Source organism: Acinetobacter sp. YH12151 (genome assembly GCF_013418355.1).
In the GTDB taxonomy this organism is placed as follows: domain Bacteria; phylum Pseudomonadota; class Gammaproteobacteria; order Pseudomonadales; family Moraxellaceae; genus Acinetobacter; species Acinetobacter pseudolwoffii.
This window is the reverse complement of record NZ_VPCG01000052.1, coordinates 1-13,179: the sequence shown is the minus strand read 5'-3', so window position 1 is coordinate 13,179 and position 13,179 is coordinate 1. Positions and strand designations below refer to the sequence as shown.

9 protein-coding genes and 2 pseudogenes are annotated in these 13,179 nt (G+C 41.6%); 3 read left to right on the top strand and 8 right to left on the bottom strand.

The window, feature by feature from the left end; all coding sequences use genetic code 11:
* From FTU82_RS13920 to FTU82_RS13905, 5 genes and pseudogenes are all read right to left on the bottom strand, one after another.
* On the bottom strand, nt 1-225 hold a 225-nt coding region (locus FTU82_RS13920; RefSeq protein WP_180001846.1), incomplete at its 3' end, for a transposase.
* A 55-nt stretch (nt 226-280) separates the two neighbouring features.
* Nucleotides 281-430: pseudogene (locus FTU82_RS16255) on the bottom strand (site-specific integrase); the annotation flags it as partial.
* A 155-nt stretch (nt 431-585) separates the two neighbouring features.
* Complete coding sequence (ssb, locus tag FTU82_RS13915) at nt 586-1,176, bottom strand: single-stranded DNA-binding protein (RefSeq protein WP_005095120.1); 591 nt, start codon at nt 1,174-1,176, stop codon at nt 586-588.
* Between the two features lie 51 nt (nt 1,177-1,227).
* Complete coding sequence (locus tag FTU82_RS13910) at nt 1,228-2,592, bottom strand: MFS transporter (RefSeq protein ID WP_100534512.1); 1,365 nt, start codon at nt 2,590-2,592, stop codon at nt 1,228-1,230.
* A gap of 153 nt (nt 2,593-2,745) precedes the next feature.
* On the bottom strand, nt 2,746-3,834 hold the full coding sequence (locus FTU82_RS13905; protein WP_004647275.1) for a DUF475 domain-containing protein: 1,089 nt from the start codon (nt 3,832-3,834) through the stop codon (nt 2,746-2,748).
* 222 nt (nt 3,835-4,056) lie between these two features.
* Between FTU82_RS13905 and tenA the strand changes: the two genes are divergently transcribed.
* The 3 genes from tenA to uvrA all read left to right on the top strand — a co-directional run bounded on the left by tenA (nt 4,057) and on the right by uvrA (nt 8,327).
* Nucleotides 4,057-4,728, top strand: coding sequence for a thiaminase II (gene tenA / locus FTU82_RS13900; protein WP_180001845.1), 672 nt, complete (start codon nt 4,057-4,059; stop codon nt 4,726-4,728).
* A gap of 217 nt (nt 4,729-4,945) precedes the next feature.
* A complete protein-coding gene (locus FTU82_RS13895) occupies nt 4,946-5,314 on the top strand; it encodes a hypothetical protein (protein ID WP_180001844.1) in 369 nt (122 codons plus the stop codon).
* Between the two features lie 181 nt (nt 5,315-5,495).
* A complete protein-coding gene (uvrA, locus tag FTU82_RS13890; protein ID WP_180001843.1) occupies nt 5,496-8,327 on the top strand; it encodes an excinuclease ABC subunit UvrA in 2,832 nt (943 codons plus the stop codon).
* A 12-nt stretch (nt 8,328-8,339) separates the two neighbouring features.
* On the opposite strand, the gene FTU82_RS13885 is transcribed toward uvrA, so the two are convergent.
* The 3 genes and pseudogenes from FTU82_RS13885 to FTU82_RS13875 form a co-directional block, all read right to left on the bottom strand.
* Nucleotides 8,340-10,088 (bottom strand): P-loop NTPase fold protein, encoded by a 1,749-nt coding sequence (locus FTU82_RS13885; protein WP_180096682.1) that lies wholly within the window; start codon nt 10,086-10,088, stop codon nt 8,340-8,342.
* A gap of 65 nt (nt 10,089-10,153) precedes the next feature.
* Nucleotides 10,154-11,860 carry a diguanylate cyclase gene (locus FTU82_RS13880; protein WP_180000999.1) on the bottom strand — a complete coding sequence of 569 codons (1,707 nt, stop codon included), beginning with the start codon at nt 11,858-11,860 and terminating at the stop codon, nt 10,154-10,156.
* A gap of 1,219 nt (nt 11,861-13,079) precedes the next feature.
* Nucleotides 13,080-13,179: pseudogene (locus FTU82_RS13875) on the bottom strand (IS1 family transposase); the annotation flags it as partial.

Here is a 13,179-nt window from a genome sequence, read left to right as displayed (position 1 = left end):
GCCAGTGACCATACGTAAAGATAGACGGAATAAGGATTTAATCATTAAGCAGCATTGGATAGCTGCGTCGGAGTAGGTTTGATTTCGCCCTTGTTTGCCTTTTGATGGAGCATACCATTGCGTAGCAAGATCAAACCAAATGGCAATATTTCCGCGACTTATGAGTGCTCGGTTATATGCGGGCCAATTGGTTGTGCGGTAGATTTTGTGTGTAGGCTTCTTCATTTGAAAATTATATCGCTGAAAAAGCCTTTACAGATAGGTTTGTGCAACAAAGCCGAATAGCTGTAATAGTATTGATTGATTGACCACGATTTCTTAAATGAATGATCGTATATAAATTTGGATAAGTCATAGGAACACCATCACTATTCAAAAGAACAGCGAATCTCTCACCACCACTCATTACAAATCTTTTAACAAACATCATGGCTTTATTTAACAAAATATCTAAGTATTAAATATCATAAATCATAAGTAAAAAAATTTACAGAACCATTTCTAGTATCTGTAAATTTCTTTTGTAACTAACTACTAATAAAGAATAATTTTATAAACTTTACAAAACATGGTCTCTAGTGTGTCTCAAAACGGAAGATCATCATCTAAATCAGCTGCAGGCGCTGCTGTTGGTGCAGGTGCAGATTTCGGTGCAAAACCACTCGGGTTATTGTTGCCATAACCGCCACCCTGATTGTTGTTGAAACCGCCTTGCTGCGGCGCTGAACCATAACCCGACTGCGGATTATTGCCATAACCGCCACTTTGGTTGTTACTCGCCTGATTATTGTTATTAAAACGTGGCTGGTTAAAACTGTTGTCGCCCTGCTCGCCTTGTGAACGATTCGAGTCCAGCATCTGCATTTGATCACCACGGATTTCCGTTGTATAGCGCTCCTGACCATTTTGATCAGTCCACTGACGGGTACGTAATGAACCTTCAATATATACTTTAGAACCTTTACGCAGATATTGCTGCGCAATTTCGCCTAAACGGTTATGCAACACGATACGGTGCCATTCCGTTTGTTCTTTACGTTCACCGGTACTTTTATCTGTCCACGAATCGCTAGTGGCGATCGAAAATTGAGTGAGAGAACCACCATTTGCAAAAGTTTTGGTTTCCGGATCTTTACCCAAAGTACCCACTAAGATGACTTTATTTACACCACGCATTTGCTGTTTACTTCCTATATATTTCTGTATTTTACTTTATAAGAGTTATGCTTAAATGGCTACCTCTTTACCTAACAAGTGCGTTAATTGTTGTCGCGAAGCATCATCAATCTGCTGTTTATCGACTTTTATATAGGCAACTTGCTGTTCAGCCATCACCACGACTTCTTCAATACCACGAATCGCCAAAAGCTGAGAAGTCCATTCGTCAGTTTGTCTGCTTTCCGGCAAACGCAGCACCAGTGATGAAAGATAGCGTGGCTGAGCTAGCCCGAAACTCATCAGCAGCCAAACAATCGCAATCCCGGTCAGGATACTCCAGCCCATCGAGGTATTATTGAGCAGCAACAATTGACCACCGATCATCCCACCAAAGAAGGCACCCAAAAACTGGCTGCTGGCATTCACGCCCATTGCCGTCGCTTTAGACTGGATCGGTGCAGCTTTAGACAGCCAGGAAGGCAATAAGGCCTCCATCACGTTAAAGGCAATAAAGAACAGGCCCAGGCCAATGAGCAAGATATATTTGGATTCAAAACCAAAGACCATCACCATTAAACCCAGAATAATACCGCTAATCGCCACCAGAAAAATCGCGCGCATTTTGTGGTATTTTTCTGCCAGAATGATACTCGGAAAAGCAAAGAACAGACTTAGCACCAACAGGGGTAAATAGACCAAACCATGACTAGAAAGTGGCAGATCTGCAAACTCGATCAGCTGCGAAGGCACATAAATAAACATGGCTGTGAGCAATAAATGCAGGGTAAACACAGATACATGCAGACGATTCAGATCGCCAATCTGGAGCACCTGTTTCAGTTGGGTCAGATAACCCTGTTGAAAGTTTTTATGATGGCGCGTGACTTTAGGCACCATAAACAGCATGGCAATGGCAGCCAATCCCATCACCGTAGTAACCCAGAACAATCCCGAAATGCCAACCAGACCTGTCAGCCAAGGCCCGAGACTAAATGCCACCACAAAAGACAGACCAATACTCATGCCCATGATTGCCATGGCTTTCATGCGGTTTTCTTCACGCGTGACATCGGCCAGCAAGGCCATGACGACAGCGGATACTGCGCCACCACCAGCAATGGCACGACCGATAATCACGCCATAAATGCTGTCAGACATGGCTGCAATCGCACCACCCAAGGCAAACAGCAGCAGTCCTAAAACAATCAAAGGCTTACGGCTATAGCGGTCTGCAATCAGGCTAAATGGTATCTGTAATAAGGCCTGAGTCAAACCATAGACCCCGACCGCCAAACCGATCAGTGCAGGCGTTGCATATTGATATGCCTGCCCTGCCACAGAAAACACCGGGATAATCATAAACAACCCCAGCATGCGCAGTGCAAAAATACTGCTCAGGGCAAAGGTTGAACGACGTTCTAAAGCATTCATCATAAATTATGGCGATTGGGTTAATTAATCTGGAGCCCAGATTATAGGACATTCAGCTCATTAATAAGACATGAATTTTATTTGAAATAAAGATGATGCCAATCTAAAAATAAAAAAGCGCAGCCGGAGCTACGCTTTTTATTCAGGAACAGCGCTTTATTTGTCTAAAGCTGCCTGACGTTTTTTGTATTGAATCGAGGCGAATACTGCCCAGACAATAAAGGCTACACCGATCAGACCGGTCACCACTTCTGGTACATGCAGACCGGTTCCGCTGGCAATCATGATAAAAGCCAGTGCACCGATGGCATAATGCGCACCATGTTCCAAGTAAATATAGGCATCCAATGTGCCCTGTTCAACCAGATAAATCGTCATTGAACGGACAAAGATCGCACCAATGGCCAGACCCAGCATGATGATGACCACGTCTGAGGTAATCGCAAAGGCACCGATCACGCCATCAAAACTAAAAGAGGCATCCAGGACTTCTAAATAGAGGAAACCACCAATACCGGCTTTCACTACACCCGTCGGTACGCCATTTTCATCATGACGAATCGCATTGCCTTCTTCATCGACTTCCGGTTCACCACCGAGCATATGGCTCAAGACCTGCACCCCAATATAAATTACGATGCCCCAGATTCCCGCCATAGTCACTGCCAGACGCTTGGCTTCATCGACATTGGCTGCCATGATTAACAAGGCCACCAGTGCGATAAACACCGACATCGCTGGTACATTGGCCAGATTGGACAGACGGCGTTCCACCCGTCTGAACCAGTGCGTGTCTTTTTCTTCATCCAGGAAGAAGTTCAGGAATACCATCAACAGGAAAGCACCACCAAAAGCTGCAATTTCGGGATGATGTGCCATTAAACGTGCTGAATATTCTTTCGGATCATTCAGGGCCAGACGTACCACTTCCATAAAGCCCAGGTCTGCAGTCACTGCAACAATGACCACCGGGAAGATCAAACGCATTCCGAAGACTGCAATCAGAATACCGACTGTCAGGAACAGCATTTTCCAGAAATGATCCCAACCCCGTAGGACTGAGGCATTGACAACCGCGTTATCAAAGGACAACGACACTTCCATAATCGCCAGAATAGCGGTAATGGTCAGCGCTGTGAGCATGGTTTGCAGGCCTGCGTCAGGACCATGGGTATAACCCCAATACGCAGACAAACCAAGACACACGATCGAAAATGCAATCGAGAAACCAAAATGTTTCAACATACACAACGACCTTGGATAAATTAAATAAATGTATGGCTGCGAGAGAGCAGCAATACGAATAGGAAAAGTTAAGCTAATTATGAAACTTTTAGCGCATAAACCAAAGCACTTCCTGAGCTGTTTTATCTTATTTTCTGTTTTTAAAATTTGCCGATCTTTTAAACAGCCCGATCTTTGCTATAGTGCCGCATGGTTTAACTTGAACTGCGAAGGATTTTCAGCATGAGTTTTTCACAAGAGCTATGGCAACGCAATCTCGGACTTTATCAGAAGACCCTGGCCCTGCCCTTTAATCAGCAACTGGCGCAAGGTACTTTAAGCCGTGAAGCCTTTAGTCATTATGTGATTCAGGATGCGCATTATTTACTGGCCTATGGCCGTGCACTGGCCGTATGTGCTGCCAAAGCTTTTGAAGCGGATGATGTGATCCAGTTTGCCGAGGCAGCCAAAATTGCGATTGTGGTGGAACGTAGCCTGCATGATGGCTTTATGCAGGATTTTGGCATTAGCAAAGAGCAGTTTGAAAATACCCCGCTGACTCTGGCATGTCATCACTATACTTCTTACCTGACTTCGACCACTTGGTCAGAAAGCTACCCAGTAGTACTGGCCTCGTTGCTGCCTTGTTTCTGGATTTATGCTGAAGTTGGTAAAGATATTGTCGACAACTCTGCGCCGAATAATCCGTATCAGGCTTGGGTGGACACCTATTCAGGAGAAGAGTTCCACACTGCGGTACGTAATGTGATTGCGACTGTTGACCGTGTTGCGGCGCGTGTTGATGCCGATACACTAGAAAAAATGCATGCAGCTTATACCCATGCTGCCCGTCTGGAATGGTTGTTCTGGGACAGTGCCTTTGAGCAACGCCAGTGGCCTGGTCTGGATGAATAAGACGAATAAAAAAAGCCCTGTTTAAGACAGGGCTTTTTGGTTATAGCCGTTTAAAAAATTTCTGCTGTCATAAACTGATCATAAAAACGGCTTAGTCTGAAAAAACAAGGATAGAACGGGCCGGTATGCTAGACCTAGCTATAAGCCCAAAATTGCCGCACAATAATTGAGAATAATTATCAATTAATAAAATCAATCCCGGAAAGAGGCAGATAATATGGACACTTTAGGCACCGAAGCGATTCGGGCATTTTTCACCCTGCAATGTTGCTGGTTCAACAATGAAGAAATCTATCTCGAACAAGGCTGCCTAGATTGTGGTTCGGCAGCGACTTATCTGATTTACCATACCAACACGCATATCCAGAAACATCTACTGAAATTTATTGAAAAGTATCGCTGTCATCAGGCACGCCGTAATGATTTGCTTGACTTGGATTTTTTCCAAAAAGACTATGAGGACTTTCTGCACATTCTGGAAAATGAAGTGAATTTTTATGCACGTCTGCATCATGATGTGCCACGTGACCGCTACTTTAAAGATATTGAATCTATCTTTGAACGCCGCTATGCAGCAGCTTGTTAAGAACTTCCCTCACGTCTAGTCATTCTGAACAGTGAAGCGATCTACTGTGATATTTCTCGGTATTGTGATGAATTGACCAATCACCGACATAACTTGACGTTTAAAATACTTTTATTTGCACTTGAACATTTTTCATCCGGTATCATATAAGGGTTTTTGATGAATATTCTAGGATCCTTGCATGAGCCAAAGCCACATCCGTATTCGAGGCGCACGTACCCATAACCTGAAAAATGTGAACCTTGATATACCACGCGACAAGTTTGTGGTGATTACGGGACTGTCTGGTTCAGGTAAGTCCTCGCTTGCCTTTGATACCTTATATGCCGAAGGTCAACGCAGATATGTAGAATCGCTGTCTGCCTATGCACGCCAGTTCCTTTCACAAATGGAAAAACCGGAAGTCGATTCGATTGAAGGTCTCAGTCCAGCCATCGCGATTGAACAGAAATCGACCAGCCATAACCCGCGTTCTACCGTGGGTACCATTACCGAAATTTATGACTACTTACGTCTGCTGTATGCACGTGTCGGTACACCCTTCTGTCCTGAACATGACCTGCCGATGGTGGCACAAACCGTCACGGAAATGGTCGATGCAGTCAAAGTGCTGGAAGAAGGCACAGCCTTGATGCTGCTTGCCCCGGTGGTGCGTGAGCGTAAAGGTGAATATACCGCCTTATTTGAGCAGTTACAGAGTCAAGGTTTTGTCCGTGCCCGCGTCGATGGCGAGATCATGGAAATTGATCCGCCACCAGAACTGGACAAAAAGAAAAAACATACCATTGAAGTCGTGGTCGACCGCTTTAAAGTCCGTGATGATCTGGGCAACCGTATCGCAGAAAGTTTTGAAACTGCACTGCGCCTCGGTGGCGATATTGCGATTTTATCCTGGATGAAGGGCGAACATAACGATCGCGTGTTTTCAGCCAAGCATTCCTGCCCGGAATGTGACCGCGCTGTCGCAGAACTGGAACCGCGTTTATTCTCGTTCAATAACCCTTTTGGTGCCTGTCCGGTCTGTGATGGTCTCGGCACCCGCAGTCATTTTAGTGCCGATAAACTGATTCCCAATCCTGAAGTCAGTGTCAGTCAGGGTGCGATTCGTGGCTGGGACCGTCAGCGTCCTTATTATTACGGCATGATCCAGAAAGTCGCCGAGCATTTTGGTTTTTCTTTAGAAACGCCGTGGAATGAACTGGATGCCGACACCAAGAAAAAATTCCTGTACGGCACCGGCAAAGAAAAAATTGATCTAAGTTATATCGATGAGCGTGGCCGTCGTCATAATCGGGTGATTCCGTTTGAAGGGATTTTGCCGCATCTGGAACGCCGCTACCGTGAAACTGAAAGTAATTATGTGCGTGATGATCTGGCGCAGTATCTGTCCAATGCTGCCTGTGATGCCTGTGATGGTTCACGGCTGAATGAAATCTCGCGGAATGTGAAAATTCTGGACAAGACCATTGCCGACATTACCCGCATGTCGATTGGTGATGCCGAAAGCTATTATCAGGACATTAACCTAGAAGGCGCACGCGGAGAAATCGCCGACAAGATTTTCAAGGAAATCCGTGAACGTCTGCACTTCCTGGTCTCAGTCGGTCTGAATTATCTCAGCCTGTCGCGTTCTGCCGAAACATTGTCGGGCGGTGAAGCACAGCGTATTCGTCTGGCTTCCCAGATTGGTGCCGGCCTGATGGGCGTGATGTATGTGCTGGATGAACCCTCAATTGGTCTGCATCAGCGTGACAATGACCGTCTGCTGCAAACCCTGATCCGTCTGCGAGACTTGGGCAATACCGTCTTGGTGGTCGAGCATGATGAAGATGCAATTCGTGCCGCCGATCATATTATTGATATTGGCCCGGGTGCAGGTGTACATGGTGGACATGTGATTGCTGAAGGGACTTATGATGAAATTCTGGCCAATCCTGACTCGCTGACCGGACAATATTTGTCTGGCAAGTTAAAAATTGAAGTGCCGAAAAAACGGATTCAGCCACCTAAACCTGAAGAACAGATCAAGCTGATGGGTGCATCTGGGCATAACCTGAAAAAAGTCGATCTGACCATTCCTTTGGGCATTATGACTTGTGTTACCGGGGTATCGGGTTCGGGTAAATCGACCTTGATTAACCGGACATTGTTACCTTTGGCGGCGACCCAACTGAATGGTGCAACCACTTTAACATCGGAAAAGTTTGAATCGATTGATGGCTTGCAGTTCCTCGACAAAGTCGTCGATATTGACCAGAGTCCGATTGGACGAACCCCACGTTCCAATCCGGCCACTTATACCGGTTTATTTACCCCGATTCGTGAACTGTTTTCACAAACTCCGGAAGCCAAAGCACGTGGTTATGCCGCGGGTCGTTTCTCGTTTAACGTGAAAGGTGGTCGCTGTGAAGCCTGTGAAGGCGACGGCATGATCAAGGTGGCGATGCATTTCCTGCCGGATATGTATGTGCCTTGCGATGCCTGTCATGGCAAACGTTATAACCGTGAAACGCTGGAAGTGAACTATAAGGGCAAGAATATTTCCGATGTGTTGCAGATGACCGTTGAGGATGCCATGCATTTCTTCGATGCCATTCCCGTCATTCACCGTCGTCTGGAAACATTGCATCAGGTAGGTTTGGGTTATATCCGTCTGGGTCAGTCTGCGACCACGCTTTCCGGTGGTGAAGCGCAGCGTGTCAAACTGGCACGTGAACTGGCCAAACGCGATACCGGTCAAACCCTGTATATTCTGGATGAACCGACCACGGGTCTGCATTTCCATGATATTGCCAAGCTGCTGGACATCCTGCATCAGCTACGTGATAAGGGTAATACCATTGTGGTGATTGAGCATAATCTGGATGTGATTAAAACTGCTGACTGGGTGGTAGATTTGGGACCTGAAGGTGGCTCAGGTGGCGGTATGATTGTCGCGGAAGGTACACCTGAAGAAGTCGTGAAAGTGAAAGCGTCACATACGGGTAAGTTCTTGAAAGCGTTGTTGAAGTGATATAGAAAGGGCTCATAAGAGCCCTTCTTTTAAACGTTTAATCACATACTCAATATTCTTTCTTTTCTCCAAGCTTGATGCTCGAGCTTCGTCTTCTAAGACTTCAAAAATCAAAGCATTTATTTGAGATTGTAATTCAACTGAAATTTGCTGGACTAATAATTTTCGCAAAATTTGAAGTTTATTAGACTTTTTAAATCTTTCATCCTTTGGAATTTCATGAAAAATTAAGTTATACCAATCTGCTTTGGTTGCATTTTTCAGTACAAAAGAATCTGTATCAACATTATATCCATTATTAAAAATATAATTATGAATAACATCTATCAAGATAGGAAATCCTTGATTTGGCTTCTGCTCCTGTAAAGATTTAAGGTAACTATGAAATCTATTTTCAGGCTTATAACCAAAATTAAAATGTTCATTCGCAAAAAGATAACCTTTACTTTCATACTGATTAAATAGATACTCCTTAATACTCTCTTGGAGTTGAATAGCTAATTGCTCTACCCCAAACTCTTTTAATAAATCACAGTAAAAACCTAAATTTTCTAAGTTCTCAAATGGGATTTGTTGGTGGGCTACATCATAGAGATGCTGACAAAACAATGAATCTACTTCTAAATTTCTCCACTGTTCCATTAACTCATTTAATTGCTCTCTAATGATATTATTCTTTTCTGAGTACATATCAGATTTTATTAAACCTATAAGTACCTCTAAATTTGGTTCACCTGTTTGATCAAACTTCTTTTTAAATTCAATTAGCCATGTATCGGTGCGTACAAAATCATAAGATAACTCCTTTAAAATCGAATATATTTTAATTTTAGATTGAGACCACGCTCTTTGATCTTCTTCTCTTACTATTCGAATATCACCCCAGTCCAACTCATATTTCTTACCAAAATTTTCTAAAAAATATCCTTGCAAAATCCTAATCAAAATTATTTGTTTAGTTGAATCAGCAATCTTTCCAGGGAACTGCTCCCTAAACTCTTTATAAATTTTTATGACCTTTTGAAAAAAACGAAAATTATGAATTTCTAATTTATCTGCAAATTTCACCATTAAATTTACTAAAGGTTCATCTATATCTCTTGTATTTTCACGAATTAATGGTTCAACAGAGTTAATCTTGATCGTTTCATCAATCAATTTTTCTTTATATTCAGCATATTTATTATCTCCACTTTTTGATTCATCTAAAATCAAAATTACTTGGCAATTTCTTTCAAGCTTTAATTGATTTGCTAAACCCATAACATCTTGAATTTTAATTTTTTCAGACAATCTTTCAAAATCATCAAAGCAAATAATTGAATTTTTTACCTCTGAATAAAGTAAGGAATCTATTAACTTTGAACTCGAACTCACTCCATAATGAGAAAGTTTTATATCTTTGAATTGGGCTAATGAGCTTTTAACAAGTTGAGGTATTCCGTAATGAGTATGTATATTTCTAGAATGTGGATTCCAACCAATTTTTATGGCAATTTCATTCTTTAGAGCATCTAAAGTTTCTATGCCGAACAATGAGACATAAGCATATTTTTTATTCTCAAATACATTTATATAATTTAATTTACTTGCATAGTAATAGAAATTACTAACATTTTTATACTCTTCAAGAGTTTGGTTTTTTAGAAAATTTTTCCAAAAAAAAGTTTTACCTACTCCCCAAGATCCAGTAATAGCCACAGCCATACCTTTGTTTTCATTTTCTCTAAATATTTGCTCTAATCTTTGTTCTGGTTTCATCTTTATTAGCATCTAAGAGTGATAAGTTCGCTTAAATTTAAATTAAAAAGTACTGGGCTAAGAATTTAAACCTCAGCCACCACATTGCGCCCCTTCGCTTTGGCCTTAAACAAAGCATCATCAGCATTTGACAATAAAGCCATCCAGGACACGGCACCAATGGCGACTCCGATACTAACCGAAACCTGAATCTCGTCTCCTGCTGCAGTCAAAATATGACGCTCAGCCACTTCAGCCCGAATGTTATCGGCCACAATCAATGCCTGCTGCATCTGGATATTTTCAATCAATACCAGAAATTCATCGCCGCCATAGCGCACCAGCAAATCCGTCGCCCGAACATTGGCCTTTAACCGCTCGGCCACCAGTTGAATCACCTGATCGCCAATAATATGCCCATATTGATCATTCACCTGTTTAAAATGATCAATATCAATAATCATCAGACAGGTCTGGCTCAATTGACCCGGCTGATTTTCCAGAAAACGGATATATTCTTCCAAAGCAAAACGGTTTGATAATCCGGTCAAGGCATCTGAATGCGCGATATTCTTTAACCGGAATTCCAAAGCATCGCGTTCTTGTAACATCTGCTGTAACTTCTGAATCGCAGCGAATAAAGAATCAGAATGCTTATCTGAGCGTATTTTTAAACCAGGTGGCTGACGGCCCGAACGTTTAGATAAACTTAAAAGTATTCGGCGAGCTTGAATGAGCGGCAAAAAAACCTGCTTACGTGCAAAAATCATGGTCGAAATGGCAGCAAGCAAGGAAATAAGAGAGAGCAATACGGTCCAGATCAAATGATTCATATTGGTGGTCATTTCCCGAATGGCCACTTCTCTGCTGTACTGAAGCAGATAGCTTTGCAGGTCAACCACGGTCGAAAATTTATCGACAATGGCTTCAGTCAGTTGGGTTCCAGTCAAATGATAGGTACGTTTCTCCACACTATCATTGATCAGTTCAGAAACAATCGGCAGACCTTGCTGAATAAAATCAGTTTCTACCCGGCGATGTAAACGGATAAATTCATCTGTCTTGTCTTCAGCCGGTTGAATGGTTTCAATCAATGCCCAAAGATAATGCACCTGATGCTGAGTCTGTAAAGAACGGGTGATATTTTGCGTGGGAAGAGGCGTAGCAAAAGTCACATGCGCTATAATACTCGAAGCCACACGACCGGCCTGATCACGTAAATCGGATAAAAATAAAATCTGGCTAATATAACGATAGAGATGAGTCGACGAGCTATCTGAAGCGATAACCACGCCTCTTAAAATTTCACGACAGCTGTCCCATGCAGCAAACATGGCCAGAATTGCCTGATCAAGTTCCTGAGCACTGCGCAGCTGACGCGGCATCTGGGTATAAGCATCGACCTGGGCACGTCCATGGTCAAGACTGATTTTGACCTTTAAAAGTTGCTGACTCAGATCGTTGAAACCGGATTCTGCCAATACCTCAGCGGTCTGGGAAAACTGCTGATCCACCTGCTGACGGTAAATTATTAATTCTTGTTGATGCTGCGCAAAATCTTCTGCCGAACTGGACATGGCTTTATTGGCAGGAGCACGCTCACGGGAGATTCGATTGGCCAGATCAGCGACCTGTTGTAGTGCATCTAACTGTTGATAGGTCTGTACCGATTTTAAATAATTTTGACCACTACTGACGATCAAGGGAATGCAGATACAAAGCAAACTTAAAATAATGATCGACATAGCCCAGTATAAACGTTTACTGATCCAGCCTGAGCGTAAGGTGTTCATGCTGTTTTATTACGCCCCAATGCCAAAAGAATGCTGTATAGAGCGATTATTATACAAATAAAATGAAATACTCTTAAAGTAGGTAATTCAACTTAGTTAATGTTTTTTCTATATTTTTTTGATTTTAATTTTTAAAAGCGCTACTTTTTAAATTCAGGCTAAAGTTTTATGGGTTTTATCCTACAAAAAATACAACACAAATACAGGACTTTTAAGCATTAAAAAAAATATCAAAACTTGCTTTCCGCACTATTTACACATGCAACAATTGGGTGCATAATGCACCGCATTAGGGCGAGTTAAATTATTCCTCAGCAGATATTTTAGTTTACCCGCAAATTTTGGCGAAAAAACCCCAGTTTTCTATGAAAACTGGGGTTTTTTTTAGTGCTTATATTTTTAGGTCATCTATTAATGAATTAATATGCACCATTTTAGTGCTTTATTTTTACTATTTTTATTGCTGAAGTTCATTGCTACAGAACAGTTTCTATCTTAGAAGATGAATAGAAAGTAAATAAAAAATGCGGATAAAAAAAAGCCCAACCTTGGGGAAAGCTGGGCCAATAAAAAAATTGTGGAGAATCACGTTAAATCATAATGAAACATGAACTTTAACCTGATACTGATATTATGTAAAAATCTATTAACAATGTAAAGCCGATTGGCCTAGTCGAGATTAAAAAGCATCACATTTTGGTTCAAAAAAGAGACACCTATTACAATTCTAGAGGAATTCTGCATTAAATTTGTACAATTTATAATAAAGCGTGATGAATTATATAATTCATCTTATATTTTTTGACATATTTATGAATTTATCCTTAAAACATCAATTGAATTTTACGATAAAAAATCAATAATCAATTTAATTAATGAATAATAATATCCACACATTTTCTTCTTAATCTTTGACGTAGTGTTCTATTTTTAAGCTCTAGCTTTTTGTTATAAAACAAATTTTACATAAAATTCAATTTCAAGCTAAATAGATGAATATTACACAAAACTAATACATTATTTTAAGACGAAAAAATACTAAATTCGAAGTGGATTGACTTAATAAATTGTTACAATACAATATGTTCTATGTTGTACATCTTTTGTAACAAAATGGTAAATATCATGAAAAAACTAGGTTTAGCCACTGCTGTATTATTAGCGATGACCGGTGCTCAAGCATATCAATTCGGGTGGTGTTTCAAAAAGTATGCTGACATTAAATGAAGCCATTATTGATGTAAAAAAAGGTTAAGTCGAAAGCTTTAAAATGGTTTTCAATCTTTTTTGAAAAATTACAACTCCTTCTAAAACCGCGC